The 19717-nt window shown below is 39.1% G+C and carries 17 protein-coding genes; 2 read left to right on the plus strand and 15 right to left on the minus strand.

The features are described 5' to 3' along the window. Positions 1-53: 53 nt before the first annotated feature. From RWU19_RS00955 to RWU19_RS00990, 8 genes are all read right to left on the minus strand, one after another. Positions 54-1772 (minus strand): SpaH/EbpB family LPXTG-anchored major pilin, encoded by a 1719-nt coding sequence (locus tag RWU19_RS00955; protein ID WP_123838018.1) that lies wholly within the window; start codon positions 1770-1772, stop codon positions 54-56. Further along, positions 1765-3078 (minus strand): pilin N-terminal domain-containing protein, encoded by a 1314-nt coding sequence (locus RWU19_RS00960; protein WP_123838019.1) that lies wholly within the window; start codon positions 3076-3078, stop codon positions 1765-1767. Before RWU19_RS00960 ends, RWU19_RS00955 begins: the two co-directional genes overlap by 8 nt. Then, positions 3078-7574, minus strand: a complete 4497-nt coding sequence (locus RWU19_RS00965; protein WP_123838020.1) for a SpaA isopeptide-forming pilin-related protein — start codon at positions 7572-7574, stop codon at positions 3078-3080. The genes RWU19_RS00960 and RWU19_RS00965 overlap by 1 nt, the downstream gene beginning before the upstream one ends. A gap of 300 nt (positions 7575-7874) precedes the next feature. Beyond that, positions 7875-8393 (minus strand): phosphatase PAP2 family protein, encoded by a 519-nt coding sequence (locus RWU19_RS00970; protein ID WP_070770473.1) that lies wholly within the window; start codon positions 8391-8393, stop codon positions 7875-7877. Position 8394: 1 nt separating this feature from the next. Further along, positions 8395-9015 (minus strand): YesL family protein, encoded by a 621-nt coding sequence (locus tag RWU19_RS00975; RefSeq protein WP_123838021.1) that lies wholly within the window; start codon positions 9013-9015, stop codon positions 8395-8397. Continuing rightward, positions 9012-9866 carry a carbohydrate ABC transporter permease gene (locus RWU19_RS00980; protein WP_123838022.1) on the minus strand — a complete coding sequence of 285 codons (855 nt, stop codon included), beginning with the start codon at positions 9864-9866 and terminating at the stop codon, positions 9012-9014. The genes RWU19_RS00975 and RWU19_RS00980 overlap by 4 nt, the downstream gene beginning before the upstream one ends. Then, positions 9863-10774: a carbohydrate ABC transporter permease gene (locus RWU19_RS00985; protein ID WP_002291248.1), complete on the minus strand. Its 912-nt coding sequence runs from the start codon at positions 10772-10774 to the stop codon at positions 9863-9865. The genes RWU19_RS00980 and RWU19_RS00985 overlap by 4 nt, the downstream gene beginning before the upstream one ends. Positions 10775-10814: 40 nt before the next feature. Continuing rightward, on the minus strand, positions 10815-12149 hold the full coding sequence (locus tag RWU19_RS00990) for an ABC transporter substrate-binding protein (RefSeq protein WP_316002438.1): 1335 nt from the start codon (positions 12147-12149) through the stop codon (positions 10815-10817). Between the two features lie 207 nt (positions 12150-12356). Here RWU19_RS00990 and RWU19_RS00995 point away from each other — a divergent pair, with 207 nt between their 5' ends. Next, positions 12357-13187: a manganese catalase family protein gene (locus RWU19_RS00995; protein ID WP_002286789.1), complete on the plus strand. Its 831-nt coding sequence runs from the start codon at positions 12357-12359 to the stop codon at positions 13185-13187. Positions 13188-13259: 72 nt separating this feature from the next. Here the strand turns inward: RWU19_RS00995 and RWU19_RS01000 are convergent, their stop codons facing one another. Further along, the gene (locus RWU19_RS01000) at positions 13260-13943 is read right to left on the minus strand and encodes an ArsR/SmtB family transcription factor (RefSeq protein ID WP_123838023.1); all 684 of its coding nucleotides are present in this window, start codon (positions 13941-13943) and stop codon (positions 13260-13262) included. Positions 13944-14088: 145 nt separating this feature from the next. On the opposite strand from RWU19_RS01000, the gene RWU19_RS01005 reads away from it, so the two are divergent. Then, positions 14089-14619: a flavin reductase gene (locus RWU19_RS01005; RefSeq protein ID WP_260241506.1), complete on the plus strand. Its 531-nt coding sequence runs from the start codon at positions 14089-14091 to the stop codon at positions 14617-14619. A 205-nt stretch (positions 14620-14824) separates the two neighbouring features. On the opposite strand, the gene RWU19_RS01010 is transcribed toward RWU19_RS01005, so the two are convergent. From RWU19_RS01010 to RWU19_RS01035, 6 genes are all read right to left on the minus strand, one after another. Further along, complete coding sequence (locus RWU19_RS01010; RefSeq protein ID WP_002314527.1) at positions 14825-15400, minus strand: SOS response-associated peptidase; 576 nt, start codon at positions 15398-15400, stop codon at positions 14825-14827. 724 nt (positions 15401-16124) lie between these two features. Further along, on the minus strand, positions 16125-16706 hold the full coding sequence (locus RWU19_RS01015; protein ID WP_038398440.1) for a TetR/AcrR family transcriptional regulator: 582 nt from the start codon (positions 16704-16706) through the stop codon (positions 16125-16127). 184 nt (positions 16707-16890) lie between these two features. After that, entirely contained in the window at positions 16891-17517 is a 627-nt protein-coding gene (locus RWU19_RS01020; protein WP_002300333.1) for a cysteine hydrolase, read from the minus strand. Positions 17518-17538: 21 nt separating this feature from the next. Next, positions 17539-18867 (minus strand): FAD-containing oxidoreductase, encoded by a 1329-nt coding sequence (locus tag RWU19_RS01025; RefSeq protein ID WP_002308157.1) that lies wholly within the window; start codon positions 18865-18867, stop codon positions 17539-17541. Between the two features lie 156 nt (positions 18868-19023). Then, complete coding sequence (locus RWU19_RS01030) at positions 19024-19425, minus strand: organic hydroperoxide resistance protein (RefSeq protein ID WP_123838025.1); 402 nt, start codon at positions 19423-19425, stop codon at positions 19024-19026. Between the two features lie 84 nt (positions 19426-19509). Beyond that, positions 19510-19716 (minus strand): hypothetical protein, encoded by a 207-nt coding sequence (locus tag RWU19_RS01035; RefSeq protein ID WP_002308156.1) that lies wholly within the window; start codon positions 19714-19716, stop codon positions 19510-19512. Position 19717 lies beyond the last annotated feature (1 nt).

Consider the following 19717-nt stretch of genomic DNA (forward strand, 5'->3'; position numbering starts at 1 on the left):
AAAAACTGCAGCAACCTTTATAAAAACCGATTGCTGCAGCTTATTTTTGTTGCTTATACTTCAGACTTCATTTTAGATTTACGGTACCAGCTGTAGGCCCCAATCATCAAACTTAGACCGATCAGCAAGAATGCTAAGATCCCGTTCCCTCCAGTAGAAGGAAGAAATCCTTGTCTTACGTTTGGTACGCGTGCTGCTCCTGGATACTCATAGTCCACAATCACAAGTTCATCATCATAGCTACCATATTCTACATTGAACTCTGTGAAAGCTGCTTCACCTGTTGGTAAAACATATCCTTCTGGTGCTACTGTTTCTTTCATGAAGTATGTTCCGTAATCTAATCCAACAACTTCGAAGTATCCTTGGTCATTTGAGACAAATTCTGTTGCCTCTACACTATTATCACTTACCCAATCGATTGTGATTTCTTCTGCATCAGCACCTGACTCATAAACAGATAGACGTACGCCATCTTTATAGAAAACAGCATAAGCAGTTTTCTCTTCGTTCCACAATTCAAATCTTGCACCGTCTAGTAAAGCATTGCTTGAAGCATCAAACTTTTCAAATCTTCTCCCGCCAGTCGTTACTTCTTCTGGTGGCACGCGACGTTCGTTGTAGTCATACTCGTCACCTCTACCGATTTCGATCAATGCTGTATTGTTATGGAATTCATCTGCATTGATGATTGCGTTGACTTGCAAGTCATAGGTAACAGTTAATTCCCCGCCACGATGATTCCCTAATTTTTCCAGCGTTGCTGTGTTCGGTATACCTCCTGTTTCAAGAATGATCTCCACGACAAAACCGTTTCCTACTTTCGTTACTGTATAATCAGTACCTTCTACCAGTGTTGTATCTCCTGCTTGTACAAGGATATCCTGATCAAAATAACTCAAACCTTCTGTTGGCGTATCTGTGATCGTGAAATGCGTGATGACTGTTGTATTGTCCTCATTGATTTCATCAATAAAGTAAGGAATCGGTGCAGTTATTGTATAAGAAACTGTTTTTCCTTTTTCCAAGTCAACATATCGGATCGTTTCTTCTTCACCATTTTCATTGCGAATCGTCACTGTTCTAACGTCTGCTTCATCTACATTCATTTCTTTGGAAGAATCTTGGATTTCATTTTTAGGATACAAGTGTACATCGGTGTTGTACGTATCTTTCCAAGAGGTTCCATCCCATGCACCGCCAATAATATCTGGCATCATAACTGGCATCATGACAACCATTGGAGACGCGATTCTTGAAATATGAGCTGGTGAATATGTTTCTAAGAAGAGATAGACTTTATCTCTCGAAGAAGGTGCCTCTTCCGTCACTTGGACATTTCTGAAAACAGCTTCACCATTTTCGCCAGTCGTCTGCTTATCTATACTTTCGATACCATAAGATACAAACCATGCTGCTGTGTGATCTGATTGGATCAAAGCAATCGCAGCGTCAGGTTCTAACCCATCATCATCTATGTCAGTTGTTCTAGGGTCATCTTTCAGCAAATTATAATAGACATCTGTAACATCAAACATTTCAAAATCGACGCCTGGAAGATTCTCATTACCAAAATCATCTGATACCAACCCGCTATTCGGTCGTTCTTCAGGCACAGTCGTGAATGCTTTTTTGTGTAATGTGATCGTCACTTCACTTGGTTTTTCCGTGACTTCTTCAGCGTGAACTAATTTTCCATTTCCAAAACTTCCTAATCCTACAGTTGCGAGCAACAGTGCACTCATCCCCATGGTCATCATTTTTTTATTCATTTTTTTCTCCCCGTTCTTTTTTTATTAATAAAACAGCACCTAACAACAAAAGGATTCCTAATAAAGAAATCAGTGTTCTTGCTTCATTGGTTTGTGGAAATACGGACCCTTTCACAGGTTGATTTGGATTGCTTGGTCCACTTGGTTCTTTCGGTTTGTCCGTTGTTTCTTTTATGGTCTCGTTATACACGCGTGGTGTTGCTGATTCATAGGCAGAGGCTGGAACTTTTCCGGATTCCAATTCAGCCATCTTCTGCCCATTGACCATTACATATTGCGGCTGTCCTTCTGCATCCACCCAAGATTCAGGGACAATGACCTCGATTTGCTTACTTGCTTCGTCCATTTCGTACCCTTCTACACTTTTCAATTCCTCAAAATAATAGGTACCAGAGGGTAAGAATCGTTGACCTGTCGTGACTAGACCGTCTTTATCTGAAATGAATTTGCTTACATTTTTATCATTCAAAGGATCGTTGTTTGCTGGTTTGATCCATTGATTTTTCAAGTCATTCGCAGGAGCCATGTCTAAATAATATTTTTCCCCTTCTATCATCTGATACAGAGCAAAAACAGCACCTTCTAATGGGCGTCCTTTTTCAGTTGTTCCTCTTTGTCGTCCATACTTGAAAAAGTATGGATCTCTTAAATAACCGACATTTTTAGGATAGATATGGATCTCTTGCAGTTCCTCGGTTGGTTCTGTTGGATGATAGATTGGCAAAACAGCAGCAATCGGGATCGCTGTTTGATCGATATCCACATTCAACCCGATTTCCGGATCAATTGATTCTTCAAAAATCAAATAAACTGCATCTCGATCTTGGTTTTTCTTAGGTACTTGGATGCGTGCAATCCCATCTCCTAATCCACCAACCGTATCTTTTCCAGTCGTTACCGACTCCCCAATCTGGGCAAGTCTTTCTTCTGTGATCAACTGACGGATATTGTTTCTGCTCGTTTCAGCGATTTGCTGGACGAATTCTCTAGAGGTCATGTTCTCAGCAGCTTTTTTGTCATGATAATAATCGGTCATATCGTAAACGGCGAATGTCGCTCCATTTAGCGGGACCGTTTGCGAAATGATATCTGCTGTTTTTCCCGCTTCCTCAGAGATAGCCAGACCGTCATTTTCATGGAATTCAAATTGGTCGTTATAATCGATATCTCGAATCATCCGTTTATGCAATACGAATTCCACAACGTCTTCCCCTAATTCTTCTGCCGACATCGTTTGAGGAAGAAGGACTGCTACAAATGGCAGTAAAACAAGTAATTGAAGCATCAAACACAACAGCTTTTTCATTACCTTGCCCCCTCCTTTTTAGATTGTCTGACATACAAACCATAGGCTGCACCGGCAAGTGCCACGAAGAATGCAGCAAGCAGGATATAGAACAATCGTCCGGATCCCCCTGTAGCAGGCAATGGATTTTCAGGATCATTCCCGACACTAAGCTGTAGCCTGATTCGGTTCGTATCCAAAAGTTCATACTCTAACTCTTGCTGCAGATCAGGAGTCTCTGCTTCTTCGTTTGGATAATAAGAGACCTCAACTTTTAGTGTCCCGGCTTCTTTTCCTGGAACGACCCGATCATTTTCCACTTCTGGTTCTTCTCGATAACTAATTTCTAAAATAAAGTAGCCTGGAAGTTTCCTGTAGCCGTCCGGCGACTTCACTTCCTTGATCCGATAGAATCCTTCCGTCAAATCCAAAGCATTGAATAGGGAAGAATCGTTTGGATCTGGTGCCAAGCCTCCGTCGATGAGTTCATAGTCTCCCGCATTATTTTGTTTCTCAATTGAAAATTCTGCGCCTTCAAGACGTCGACTACTCATACTGTCAACTTTCAAAAGTTCCAGATCGATTGGTGCTAGTTCATCTTCTAAGGTTACTTGTAATACACCATCGATGATGTCATAACCCTCCGGTAACGGATCAGTTTCGTCTTCGATGACTGTCTCTCCAATGACAAATTTCCCTTCTTCATTCAGTGCAAACTGGAATACTTGATCAGACAATTGATACCCGTTTGGTGCAACAGATTCCGAAACTTCATATTCGCCGATAGACAAGCGTAAAGGTTGACTGTATTCTAAATCGACATATTTCTCTACACCGACTGTATAAAGATAGAAGTAACCGATTCCAGACAAACGTCTTGATTCTTCGGGTTCTAACGGGTTGCCTGTGTATGCTCGATACAGCGGGAAGGAAGAATCCCCCACTTTACTGATATCAAAACCTGCACCATCTAAAGGATTGCCTTCATGATCTAATTTTCTAACCCGGATCTCCCGGTAATCAAACGTATTGTAAGCAGTGAATACCACCCATAATCGTCCCTCTTCGTCTGTTGAATAAGTGAGATATTGCCAGTTTGCTTCACCTGTTTGTCTAAGCTGGATGGTACCTGCCTCATTATCGTACAGTCGCAAGATCCATGTGTCGTTTTCGTCAGGTTCTTTGAAACCTTCTGGGCTTTGACTTTCAACGATTTTGTATTCTGCATAGTTGGCATTTTCTTCATTGTCTATATGAATAAATGAATCTGGTTCTCCAATAGGATGAATGACTTTCTCACCCTCCACGAGCAAATATTCTCCATTTTCATTTACTGAATAGAACGTGAGCATTCCTTTCTCTTCATCTGCTTCATTCGCACCAGAGATTCCTTTAGCTACCGGCGTTCCAATTTCAAGTCCGCTTCCATCGGTTTGATAAAGTTCAAACTCTGCCCCATTGATTGGCGTAGTGCTTCCTTCAATTAATTTATTGATGTTCATGTGGACTGGCTTGAATTCATTCCGCATTTCCAATTTGACATACAGCTCATCATAATCTGTTCCGTCTATGTTGGGCACTTGTACAACAGAAAGCTTGTGATACTCTCCTTCATAATAGGAATCTTGGTCTGTTCCTTCTGGTCCGCCAAACCTCGTTCCAGTTGTATTTGCGTCCACAAGCTCATAGTGCCCTAGCATCTCATCTTCGGAGGCTGCATATTTTTTGATCTGGAATTGATATGTCTCATCTACCAACTGATAACGTGGCGGTCCAGCGATCTCTCTGATCCAGAAAATATCACTGACAGCACCTGTTTCATCCCCCAGCACAGGGATCTTCGTTTCAAAGATTGCGATTCCATCGTTGGTAGTTGTTCTCGTTTCAATCGGTTCCACATCCCCGCTATCCGGGTCCTGGTCATATAGAGCAAATTCGACTCCTGCTAAAGGTTCCCCATTTTGCCCTGTTTTGCTAACTTGGAAATTACGGTCTTTGTGTTCATAACGAATAGAGGACGTTGGGAAATACATTCGACCAGATGTGATATCGTTATCATAATCTTCCAGATTTTGGATATATGCCTGATTATTTACAGCATAGAAATTCCCGTCTTGTGCTCCTGCATCCAGTTTTACTTGATACTTGATCCTGACCATTTCCCCTTCACCTAAAGAAATCGGAGAAAATTTATAGGCTTGATTTTCTCGTCCGACATACGTTGTCGGTGTCGCCACTACTTCTGGCGGTGCTTGTCCATGACGCGTTTCATCCCATATTTCTGGCTCTTGGTACTTCATGCCATTTTCTCCTGGATCTAGATGGTAAAACTGAATATCAGCATCTCTTCCAGCCCCAAATGGCGAAACATTGAATCCTGTTTCATCATAAAGTGTGGCTTGCTGGATCGTTTTCTTGAAAGTAGAGGAGATATCCTCCAAGGCTGTAATGATGTCATTCTTGTTGTTCGCATCGTAATAACGCGGTGTTGTGCCATCATCGTTTAAATCAGCAATGTTTTTTAATACATTTCGTCCAATTGCATCGAGCCGCTGTCTGCCGGCAATACTTCCGTCGATGCCTAACCCAATGGAGAAAATACTTGGTGGGTTCTCTTGGTACTTGTTTTTCAGCCAATGATGATATGCAACAGTATTGATGGCAGATGATTTTTCTTGGGTATCCGGTTCTCCTGTAGTACCATTGCTAGCACCACCAGTACCAACCCAATGGGTTGCTTTATCATCACCGTCTTTTACCTCTCCGTAACGATAATTATAATCCCACGTATCTTCTGGACGATTAAATTCTGAAGGATAGACAACAGGATAACTAAAACCTGCTCCTGATGTATTTCCAGAATATGTTTCAAAGTTTTTAAATAAATCGCCTGTATCTCGAGCGATCATATTATTCATAACTGCCCAGTTGGTAAAATTTGGTCTGTTACTTCTTTCAATTGGAGCATAACTGAAGGTGGGTGTTCCGTCTCCTACGACGATCAGGATCTTTTCTGGATTTCTATTTTCTCCGCCGTTATCCGCATACAATGTTTCATAACCATTTTTAAGTCCTAGTGTAAGCGGCGTTCCTCCGATGGGTGTACGATTCAGTGCTGTATTCTCACTACCTGTTAGACGATTGATGTCATTTGTCAACGGAAAGATGTCCGAACTGATTTCTTCCTGGTTATTGATGACTGTACTATTATGATAAAAATTCACCATACCGATCCGAATATCCATATTTGGGTCGGATAGCAGATTTTCACTAATTTCATTTACCGCTTCTATCAGTGCCGCATTTTTACTTTGTCCTCCGCCTTCCAGTGTCCCTTCATTCATACTGGCTGATTTATCTAGAACAAAAACGATATCAATTGGACTGATTTCTTGTTTCTCACTTCCAATCACATCTAGATAAACGTTATAAAGTGTCGTTGCATCTTCAGGATGTAAGTCAGCCGTTGGATTGTTAGAGGGAACTGGTTCTACCCATTTTTTGATATATGCCCCGTTATAATCCAAGTAACTGTTTTCAAAATTCCGTTCATCTCCCCAAAGCTGAACGGTTTGAGCCGGAACATTTACATCTTCTTCACCTGCAGTTGATCCATTATCAGCCGCATAGTCGTAATTTCTCCAGTTCGCTCCCCCGATTGTGTAATCACTATCATCAATTAAGTTCTCTCCATCATATGGTGAGCCTTTTTCTCCCTGATAGCGTTCATTACTTTGTGACCAATTTCCTAATACTTTCGTATAGTCATTCGTTGTAAATCGTGGATAGCGGTGCTGATCGTTTTCAGCTATTCCGCTAGGATAGATATATTCATATGGATCTTGCGTAGCTGTTGGTCCAAGACGCTCTAAAATACCGTTGAATAACCGGCGTTGAATGCGTTGGAGTGCTTGACCGCTGGGCACGATTGGTGCGTCCAGCTCTTCCGTTTCATTTTCTTCGCTACGTTGATTTTCAGCGGAATCCTCTGTATCTGTTTCATTTTCTTGTAATTCTTGATTAGCTATTCTTTCATCGACCACCACTTGAAGAGGTAGTTCCCCTTCATTCACATCTGGAATCTTTTCTGTTTCAAAAACCAATGTGCCGGTCTCAGCTTCTTTCGAATAAAACTTTCCGACATACCATTCTTGACCATCGATTGTCTCGACTTTTAAGTCTTCTCCATCTTCATCGTAAGAGGAGAGACCTGTTCCCCGAACGTTTTTTACGGTACCAATACCGGCAGCAGCTGTATCGATTGCTAAACGTATTCTACCTTCGTTCGCACTCTCTTTCTTTTCAAAAGCCAGATGCCATTCAAACGTTTCTTCTTTTTCGATATACCTCCCTTCGATTTTTGCATAGTCCTCATCTAGAAATACCTCATCCTCCTTCACTTCTGTTGACTCAGCAGCTACATCCAATGCTGTCATATGATAGACAGACTGGAAATACGGTCCAAATAGAAGACTGACAGCTGCTAACTGCAAAAGCTTCAGTTTTACTCCTTTCACATTCTTATACTCCTTTCTAAAACACGTGCCTTCTTTCACAACAACCAACAAAAACAATATCTATCTAATTATAATCTAATTTAATTTTAACTTTAAATCAAATAATATCCATTTTAGTTAAAAAACACCAATTATACAACACTTATTATTAAAATTAGATTATAAAGTTTTATAACACTCTCATTTAACAGAACTTAAGTTATTAAGACAGGTAAATAATCTCCGACTATTTCCTTGAAAAACAAAAAAATAAAGCACGAATGCGTATTTACGCACTCATGCTTTATTCATGCAATTGATTCAGATAACGGCAGCACACAAGATACCGATAACACTTCCTAAAATAGCTCCTCCTAAAACATCAGTAGGATAATGTAAAAGTAAAAAAATTCTTGAATAAGCGATCAAACAAGCAAATAGAAAAGCTAGTATTCCTGCAATACGGCTTAACTCGAACAACGCTGCTACAGATAAAAAAGCAAGTGCCGTATGCCCTGAAGGAAAAGAAGAAGTCTTCGGTTTACTTGTGTAAAGGACAAGCCGACGATTTTTTTCATAGGGTCGTTTCCGCCTTGTCGTTTTTTTAATGAGAAGTAGTCCAACAAAAAAATAGATTAGACTGCCTACAAGAATAGCTAGACCATATTCTCTTGTATCAGGTACCAAAACTAAAATCGTAGCAAGGAGCAGCCAAATAAAACCGCCATTAGAGATATTACTGATAAATTTCAAGAAATTGATTTTCCGATTGTCCGTTTCTCGTTGCTTAGCGAACTTATTGATAATACTATCATCGATTTTAGCAATCAAACGCAGCATGTTATTCCTCCTTTTTAAGACCCTTTTCTTGCGTACGATGGATAAAAAGCAGGACTTGAAAATAAAACAAGAAGCTGAAACCTAATAAAGCAAGGTAGACTGGTCCTGCAAACCATAATGCAACCAGAAGTATCGACGTGCCTGCTAAATAGAAAAGTGCACTTTTAAAATCATTAAAAAACAAGAAAAATGCTGCAATCCAAGAGACTTCTTTTTGATTTTCCAGTTGAAGCAAGATTTTGTAACTAAAAAGAACAGCACTTAATAGAAGCAAAAACAACGTAGTATACATCAATGTATAGCCAATTCTCCCACCCAAATAATGGAAAATCCGATAATCGATGAATAAAAGAAGAAAATAACTACTTGCTAAACTATCTTGCTTTCCATAAAGAGAAAGATTCTCACGAAACTTCTTCCAGTATAATGAACTGAGCTTTTTCTCTTCATTTTTTTTGTAATAATAAATCATATAGAGAACTGTTCGACTTGCCGTTCCTAATGTGAGAACAGGCAAGACGCACAGGAACCACAGTAGCTGTAACTGGATAAGACGCGGAATCCATTCAATGATTTCTAAAAAATAATCATTGGCTCTTTTACCAATCGACCGATTCATCATCCTTTTGATCCTCCTGTCAAATCCATTCCTTCAATGAAATAACGTTGTGCAAAAAAGAACAGCAAGATCGTCGGAATCAAGACAAGTGTTGCTCCTGCCATCAGATAATTCCATTGTGTCGTCGCTTGGTTCTGAAAAACTTGCAAGCCAATCTGCAACGTGTATTTTTCTTGATCTTGGATATATAACAGAGGACCTAAGAAATCATTCCAAGCCGCGTTGAAGGAATTGATTGCAATCGTGATCAAAGCAGGTTTCGTCAATGGAAGCATCAAATGACTCCAAATATACAAATGATTCGCTCCGTCGATTTCAGCAGCTTCGATCAATTCATTATTGATCGATAAGTAAAATTGACGCATCAGAAATATATTGAACGCATTGCCGAAGAACGATGGAACGATCAGGGGCAAATAAGTACCTACCCAGCCGATCTTGGAGAATAATACATATTGAGGAATCATCGTTACAAACCCCGGGATCATCATCGTAGAAAGAACCAAAGCAAACATCAGCTTTTTCCCAGAAAAATCAAGCTTCGCAAATCCATAAGCAATAAAAGAATTCGAAAGGACATTACCGATCACTACTAGCACAGTGATGAATAACGTATTTCTTGCATAGCGCCAAAAAGGAAATGCGGCAATCGTATCCAGATAGTTTTCCCATACGATTTTTTCTGGGAAAAAGGTCGGAGGATAACGAACGATTTCTTCCATCGGTTTCAATGAAGTAAATACCATCCAAAGCAATGGAATGAGCAAAATAATTCCTATTATCGTCATAAGCACATAGCTTAGCATCTTTTTTGATTGCCGATTCACACTGGTTTTTTTAAAATAATCCATCATTTGCCGTCACCTCCAGAATAATAGACCCATTTAGGTGCAAGCTTCAAATTGACGAAGGTCAGAACCAAAACGATCAGAAATAGGATCATCGACATAGCCATCGCATATCCCATATCAAAAGCGACGAACGCCTTGTTCCACATATGCAGATTATAAAAAAGCAAGGAATTTGCAGGTCCACCTGTTCCATTTTTCGTCATGACATAAGCTTCTTGAAAAATTTGGAAAGAACCGATCGTAGAGGTGATCACATCGTAAAAAATAATAGGAGTGATTAATGGCAAAGTAATACTTTTGAACTTTCCCCAAACGCCTGCTCCATCGATTTCTGCTGATTCATATAAAGATCTAGGAACATTTTGTAATGTAGCTAAGTAAAGTAGCATTGCTCCTCCAGAGCTCCATATTTTCATCAAAATCAACGCAGGTTTCGTCCATTGTGGATCAAACAACCAAGCTGGTCCAGGGATATGGAACCAGCCCAGAAATGTGTTGATCAATCCTGCAGATGGAGAAAGCAGCTGCATCCATAAGATGTAGACTGCTACTCCTGATAAGACTGCCGGTAAATAGAAAACTGTACGGAATACACTGATTCCTTTGATTTTTTGATTGAGTACTGTGGCTAAAAACACACTGAAAATCGTCGTCAGCGGTACATTGAAGATGACGAAATAAACGGTGTTGTATAACGATTTCCAAAATAAATCATCATGAACGAACATTCTTTTGAAATTTGCTAGACCAATGAAATTCATCTTGGATGTCAAATTATAATCGGTGAAACTACCAATAACTGAAAAAAGCATAGGCCCTAGCATAAAGATTAAAAAACCGATAATAAAAGGCGAGATAAATAAATAGGCCCATCTTGCTTCTTTTTTCTTTCGGATAGATAAACGCTTCAAATTTTCTTGCCTCCTCTGTACCTAGACAGTCAAAAACGGATTATTGATTTTGCTTGACTAAGTTCTCTACTGCTTTTTGTGCATCTGCCAATCCTTCTTTTGCTGATTTTGTTCCTGAAAGAATCTGGTCGATCTGTTCATTCACTAATGTCGTATAATCCGGTGCATCTAAAGGAACTGGTGTGATCACTGTATTTTTAAAGTTTTCGTCCGTCATTTGATAGATCATTTTCCCTTTGTCCGTTAGGTTGTCATTATTCACTAAATTCTCGTTGGCTGTTTTACTTGCCATGATATCAAAACTTTTTTCGCCGAATTTTTCTTGTACTTCTGGAGAAGAAAGATATTTGATGAATTCATAAGAGGCTTCAGGATCTTTTGCTCCGTATGGTACTTCCAAGACGAATCCGCCACCCCATGACCAATGACCTGAACCTTCCTCTTTTTCTGGAAGCTGCATCACGCCAAAATCAAAATCATCCGGTGCGTTTTCCATCAAGCTAGAGTAATAATTGATGTTTTGGGCGCGCATAGCTACTAATCCAGAAATAAATGGATCAGACACACCAGAACCAAATTCTGCTTCTAATTTGTTGATTGTATTTTTTCCATAATAATCTTGCCAGTCTTGAATCCATTCTAAGGCTTCCACTTTGTTTTTAGTATCAATCTTGACCTTTTCGTCCTTATCAAACCAACTAGTCCCGTTGTCTGCGTTTAATGCCCATACATCAGCACCTAAATTCCATAATGGATAAAAACCGATACGCGTAAACTCTTTTCCTTCTTTTTTATCTAGTTTACGTGCTGTTTCTTCTAATTCATCCCAAGTTGTCGGTAGATCTTGTTCGCTGATCCCAGCTTCTTTAAATAACTTTTTATTATAAAAAATGACTTGTGTATCTGTATTGAATGGGATGGCATAAGGATCACCCTTATATTCTACTGTGTCCCAAAGCTGGGGATAAAAATCCTTAGAAGTATCTTTATCTACATACTCGGAGAGATTGGTTGCTTGCTGTGCTTCTGCTCTTTGCGCAACGGAATTTATGTCCTGTACAATAACATCAGGTGCATTTCCAGCCGTTATTGCAGATAAAGATTTGGTCCAAATATCCCCCCATGGCTGATACTTATAATTTACATGGATCTCGTCTTGTGATTGGTTGAAATCCTCAATGATTTCTTCGATGGCTTCTTTTCGTGCGCCCGACCCCCAAAAGGACCAGAAATCAATATTTTTTCTTCCATCACTTGTTTTTTCAGAAGAATTTGCTGCACTTGAGCTGGCATCGCTTGTATTACTTGATCCGCATCCTCCTAATAAAAACAATGCTGAACTTGCCAACAATCCTGTAAACAATAATTTTTTCATATTTTACCTCCAAATTTTAATGTAACCGATGTCGGTTTTAATATAACGATATCATTTTGTTCTGAAAATAACAATTTATAAGGTGTGATTATCGAAAAATTATTAATGATACCAACACTTTATATAATTCGCGAGCGTTTTCTTTGAATTTTTTAATCTTTCGTAGCAGAATGAGAATGTATTAAAAAAAGATTAGGAGGAATTTTGATGTTTAGACACCAGAAAGAATTGCAGTTTGAGGCAAAACCAGATCGTCCGAATCCATTAATCGCGAAATATCTGCAGGAGCTGATCGGCGGCCAATATGGCGAGATGAGTGTAGCTATGCAGTACCTGTTCCAAGGTTGGAGCTGCCGAGGAGAAGAAAAATATAAAGATATGCTGATGGACATTGCAACAGAAGAAATCGGCCACGTAGAAATGTTGGCGACAATGGTTGCTCGTTTATTAGAGGGTGCGCCTGTTGAAGATCAAGAAGCAGCGATGCAAAAAGATCCAACAATCGGTGCCATTATCTCTGGAATGAATCCACAGCACGCGATCGTAGCTGGCTTAGGACCTCGTCCTGCTGACAGCGTGGGCAATCCATGGAGCGGTGCCTATATCATTGCGAGTGGCAACTTGTTAGCAGATTTTAGAGCTAATTTAAATGCCGAATCACAAGGAAGACTTCAAGTAGCACGTATTTACGAAATGATCGATGATCGTGGCGTAAAAGATATGCTGTCTGTTCTCCTTGCAAGAGATAGCTATCATCAAAACCTATGGGAATGTGCAGTGAAAGAATTAGAAGAAAAAGAAGGTTCAATCTTAGTCCCAAGTACTTTCCCACGTGACAAAGAACGAAAAGACATTGCTTATGACTTCTATAACTTCTCAGAGGGAGACCAAAGTAGTGAAGGTTCTTGGGCTAGCGGCAAAGCATTGGACGGCGAAGGCGAATATCAATGGTTGAAAGAACCTAAGATCGAAGGCGCTGCACCAAAATTAGAACCAGTAACACCAAAAATGTATGGGACACCTCCATTCAAGAAATAAAAAACATACGTAGGAAAAAGGTTGTGACAAGATTTTTGTCACAACCTTTTTATTGTATTAGAAACGACTTTCCTATTGGCTCGATTCAAATTTTTGGAAAAATAAATTCCCTTCAGCAGTTAAGCGAACACCTCTGTTTTCTGGATTCAATGTGATATATTCTTTCTCTTTACACCATCGGAAAAGCGCGTTCCCGAGATTTCCTCCTAAATGAAATGTTCGTTCTGTCCAATCTAAGCAAGGCTTCACAAGTACTCCAGATTGTTTTTTCAGTGCGTCAATATCTATTCCTAAGTCTTTGAAATAACAAACGCCTTCTTCTGTAAGTTCCACATGATGGTTTTCCATCACAAGATAGTTGTTGTGAAGGAGAAAGTTGAAAAAAACTACACCTATCACACCGGCTAAATGCCGATAACAAGATCTTCCTGCTTTTAATTCACTATATTCTTTGTTTTCATTAAATGATTTGATCGGTTTAACCGGACTAACTACCATAAGATTTTCTAACAAATCAGCGATTTCCAGAGATGATAATCGATAATAGACATTTCTTCCCTGTTTATAAGACATCACCCAATCAAGAGAATGAAGTTTTTTTATATGATAAGATGCTGTATGATCTTTTATTTTTGCTTTCTTTGCTAGTTCATGCACGGTATGGAACCTTCCATCCATCAATAAAGTAAGGATCTCAAGTCGCGAATGATCTGCTAAGAGTTTAGTCGTTTGCTGAAGATCAGGAAATCCAGCCATTTTTTTCTCTCCTTTCACACATCGATGAGCATCGAGGAATAAGCTTAGTATACTATATTCAGAGGTGAGGATTATGTTTAAAAAAATGGAAAAAGAAAGTTTCTATTACGGATTTCCCGTCGTGCTGATGACGACTAAGGATGAAATGACTGGTAATGACAACCTCACGCCAATCAGCTCCACTTGGACACTTGGCAAAACGATTGTCATTGGAATCAGTATGCACAGTAAAGGGTATACAAATTTAAAAGTGGGACATGCCGCTACCTTCAATCTTGCAGATCAAACACTTTGGGAAAAAATCGAGAAAATCGCAAAGACGACAGGCCATCCTATCATGCCCGATTATAAACAAAAAGCTGGCTATTCCTTTTGCTCTGACAAATTTCAATTGGGAAAGTTCACGAAACTAGCAGGTGAAGAAGTTGCAACTGTTCGGATCAAAGAATGCCCGATTCAAATAGAAACGTTGGTTCAACGAATTTCAACTAGAGAAGACTTTGCTATTGTAGAGTGTGAGATCGTAGCTATTTTTGTAGAAGAAGGGATTTTACATGATCCAACTCATATCAATGTGGTTAAATGGCAACCTCTTATCTATAAATTCAGAGAATATACAACTGCCAACCAGTCGTTAAGTTTAAATTTTAGATTCCAAGAATTCAAAGAGTCGTAATGATAAACATCGTTAGGTATAAACAAAAAAAGACTCGCAGCACGAGTAAAAAACAAATAGAAGCTATACCTTAGAAAGGTCGACTGTGACTCTATAGATACAGTATATGCAGCTTATGAGCATTTCTTCTCTTCTCTTTGTTTTTGGGATCTGTGCTGAAGTCTTTTTTGTTTTTTGCCGATCTTTCTTTAAAAAATCGAATCTGTTATACCTTCTCCATTACTAATTCAGGCATCTGCTGAGTAATGATTTTTCGCGCAAAAGAAATATCTGTTACCCAAGGTTCGATTTGTTCTTCAGTCAAGACAAGCGGCATTCGGTCATGGATTGGTGCGACTGTGCGATTAGGTTCAGTAGTCATTATGATTGATTCTGCCGTTTTTTCATCGTGATGGCTACGATAAAAGCCGCCAATATACACTATTTTTTCCTTATTTGAAAACATAAATTTGTCTTTTTCTTCATTCCACTCATAAAAGCCGCTCATTGGAAAAACACAACGATTTTGCAAAAATGGTTGATGAAAGGTCTTTTTTTCTTCTACTGTCTCTGCCCGGGCATTGATCATCAATTGTCCTTTTTTAAATCCGGTAAATCCCCACTTCATGATTTCCGGAGTGAGATTGTTTTCTTCCTTTTTTCTTAATGTCACAACAAGATTTGACGGAAAAATTTCTCCAGCTGCTAATTTTGCTGCCTGTTCCGGTTGTTTCTTCTGGGCTTCTCGATAATAGTTCTGAAGGAGCTCCGACTCTAGATCAAAAAAATAACGACCACACATCCTAATATCTCCCCCTCTTTTTATCTATCATACACTGCAACAAGAAGTTCATACCAACAAAACGCTTTCAATGAATAGAGAATTAAAAAAGTTGTGACAAACTCTCCAGTAAACGTTTTTCTCATGCCAACTCCTCGGTCACAAGTCACAATATTCAACAAACATGAGAAGCTGTTTTTTGAAATTGCTCCTTGTGACTCAGAGTGAAACGGCAGGTTCACGACCTCTGGGTAAACGGTGTTCAAAAGCCAGTTTCTCGGTATTAAGCCAAATTTATGCAAAAATGTAGAAAGCCATTTTCACAAAATTTTTCTTCATACTCGAAACTAAGCGACTTTTTCACGACCTCTTCCTTAAACGGTGTTCAAAAGCTTGCATCTGCGGTAATAAGTCCAACCAATTTAAAAACATAAGGAGCTGTTTTTACTTGGCTGTTCTTATTACTTGATGCAGGGCAGCTTTTTCACAACCTCTTCACTAAACGGTGTTCAATCAGCTGACCCTCGGTATTAGCTCAACAAACGGCAAAATATGAGGAACTATTTTGCCGTTTGTTTCTCTAATACTCAGGTCAAAGCGCTGATTTCACAACCTCTGATTCACGGTGTTCCAGAAGTAGCTTCTTCGAAAAATAAGCCGAAATTTCACAAAAATTTGAGAAGCAATTTTCGTAAATTCCTTCTTATTTCTTGAAGCTGACCACTTCTGTCACAACCTCTAATTATTAAAGAACCTTTTGCGAAGTTAACAATCTTTCTTTGATCAATTGGAAATTCTGTCTAAGTAGTGATAAATCTTGTGTGACTTTCAACAATAAGATACTTCCCTGGATTTCAGCAATCAACGCTTTGGCTTGACGGTCTGCCTCTGCATCGGACAGTTTTTCTTCAGAAAGTGCCAAGATATTTTGTTTCGTATACTTGACCCATTGATTGACTAATTCTAGTAGCAATAGACGGAATTCTTCATCCACTGTACTCAACTCAATAATCAAATTCCCCACAGGACAGCCATGATAAGTGATTTGTGTCTCATGATCAGCGAAAATCCAATCCAACATTTCTTCTAATGCTTCTTCTGGCTGTTTTCCAGCATTTAAGATGTCTTCAAACAATTCTGTCTGCCACACGTCCATATGCGCATGGATCACCGCTAGACAAACTTCTTTTTTTGAAGAAAAGTAATAATAAAATTGCCCTTTCCCCGTATCAGAAGCTGCTAGAATATCCCGGATCGACGTTTCATGATAGCCTTTTTTATAAATAAGATCTTTGGTCGCTTCCAAGATCTTTTCCTTTGTTTTCAATGATATTCTCCTTTTTTATCTCTCATAGTCCTATATTATACAATAAATTCATCATTTTATCTTCCTAATCGTTTAAAAAAAAGACTGTGCCAAATTATCTGACACAGCCCTCACTATAAAACTGTTCTCTTGTAACTAGATGTTCATTGATTCAAGAACTGCGAGGACAAAAGCAGTTCCTATCTTATGATAGTTGCTCTAATACTTCCTCTGTTGTCATCACTTGATCTGCAATAAAACCAAAGTTCGTCAACGCTGCATCCATTGCTTCTTGGCCAGGAGCACCAATTGCATCTGTCGCTACCACAACATTGAATCCACTCTCTACCAATTCACGCATATGGGAATCGCTACACAAGTTTCCGTTCATTCCTCCGAGAATTACTGTGTCGATTCCATTTTTTCTCAATTGAAGCGCTAAGTCGTTGCTTTCTGGTCCAAAGATTTTATGAGGAGAGCTGATGATCGTATTTTCATCCAAATATGGTTTCAATTCTTCGATAAAATCGGCTCCTGAACCTTCTTCCACTGGTTCATATTGACTTTTTCTAGCAAACATCTGCTGCTCAAGCATCATATGTTCTCCTGCACCGCCAAATTGCCATTTATGGTCATGTGGATAAAAATAATGAGGAGAAATAAAGAGTTTGTATCCTTTTTCTTTTGCTTGTTTCACCATTTCGATCATATTTTCGATCGTATTGTATTTTTCTAAGATATCTTTTGTCAAACCAAAGCCACCACCTGCTGGTTTCAAGAACTCGACTTGCGGGTCAGTTAGAACTACTGCTGTATTTTTGTTGTTGAACATGATAAATTCTCCATTCGTTATTTATTTTAATACATCATTTAGAGCTTCACTCATTGTTGGATGAGAATAGATTTGATCTCTCAATAACGTATAAGGAAGTTTTCCATTCATAGCTAGCGAAATCAAGTTGATGACTTCATGAGAATCTTCCGCATAGATACTTGCGCCTAGAATCAAGTCAGTTTCAGGATCAACTAAAACTTTGAATACCCCTTTAGGATCTTCTAATACTTGTGCTTTAGGAACACCGCTTGTCATATACTTGAATAATTTGTAATTGACGCCTTGTGCTTTGGCTTGTTTTTCTGTTAATCCTACATTAGATAAAGTTGGAGTGATAAATACACTGTAAGGCACAGCTTTCCGGTTATTCGTTGTTCGTGTATTTTCGCCTTTCAACTGATCCATGATAATTCGATAATCATCTAAAGAGATATAAGTGAACTGCAGTCCGCCTTTGACGTCTCCAATCGCCCAAATGTTTTCCGCATCTGTACGAAGGTATTCATCTACAGCGATTGCTCCGCGATCGGTCAGTTTAACATCTGTATTTTCTAATCCAAGAGAAGCTGTATTAGCTTTTCGGCCAGTTGCTGCTAAAACTTTAGATGCTTCAATCGTTACTTTTTGACCATCTTCTGTAAAGGTAACGGCAGCTGTTGATTCTTGGTCTGCTACTTCATCGACAGTCACACCTAAGTGGAACTCGATTCCTGCATTCGTCAAATCTTCTAAAATCATTTGTGCAATGTCTTCATCTTCACGTGGAAGAAATTCAGGATGGGCATCAAGAACGACAACTTTAGATCCGTATTCATTGAACATTGATGCAAATTCCAGACCAATATATCCAGCCCCAATGATCACTAATTTTTCCGGTAATTGTTCTTGATCCATTGCTTGCGTAGAATCAATCAAGTAGCGACTTGTATTCAATCCTTTGATTGGTAAAATGATTGGTTCAGAACCAGTATTGATGAAAATCCGTTCGCCTTCAACAATCACTTTTTCACCATTATTCGTCACTTCGATTTGATGGTTAGAAAGAAAACGTGCTGTACCGTCCATCACTGTCCCAGTCGCCTCATCGCTGATCATATGATAATTTTTGGCACGAAGCATGCCCGTCAATTTTTCTTTCCGAGCAACAGCCTCTGTAAAGTCGATTCCTCTTTCTCCATTGAAAATCAATGATTTAGAAGGAATACAGCCGATGTTGATACATGTTCCGCCATACATACGTGTTGACTTTTCAACGACTAAAACCGATTCGCCTTTTGAGGCTAACGCCTTCGCTAAAGTCTTACCGCCCTTTCCAAAACCGATCACAATATTTTGATATTTTTCCATCCTTTTTCCCTCGCTTCTTTTTTACCTACCGATTGGTACAAAAATATGATAACCGATAATCGTCTATTTTCCAAATCATCTGCTTTGTTTGTCAAAAAAACCAGACAAAAAGCGGTCCTTTCACGTTTTTAGTCTGGTTCGATTTCCTTTATTCTTCTAAACAATCGTTACTTCTACATCGATATTTCCTCTAGTTGCTTTGGAGTAAGGGCAGAATTCATGCGCATCATCTGCAATTTTTTTGGCTTCTTCTTCGCTGATACCATCGATATGCACTTCTAATACTACACCGATCTGATAGCCGCCATCATCTAAATTATAAAGAGAGACACGTGCTTTTACTGTGGACTCTGCTGTCATTCCTGCTTCTTTGATCATATGTTGTACCGCCCCATTGAAACAAGAAGCATACCCTGCTGCAAATAATTGTTCTGGATTTGTTCCTTCTGCATGGATTCCCGGAGGAGTGATTTTCATATGCATCGAGCCATTGGGTGCCTCGACCTCTCCATTGCGCCCGCCATGGTTGATCATTGCTGTTTCGTATGCTTTTTTCATTGTACTGCTCCTTTCGATTGACCATTTGCTACTTGCTATAGTTATAGTGTATGACAAGTAAGGCGCTTTCTACAAAAATTCTGCTTATTCAAATACCAGAATACCGTCTTCTACTATTTTTCCAAAAAACAAAAAGATGCCACTCGTGAACAACAGGGTCATATTCGTTCCAAAATAAATAGCAATCTTTTCTAAATAATCTTTTATATGATTGATTTTGAGATACATATATACCAGAAAGTTGACCCCATAGACCAATACTGTTAAAAAAATAACCATATTCGTTACCATT

This window comes from Enterococcus sp. 2STP, assembly GCF_032465635.1.
In the GTDB taxonomy this organism is placed as follows: Bacteria; Bacillota; Bacilli; order Lactobacillales; family Enterococcaceae; genus Enterococcus_B; species Enterococcus_B lactis.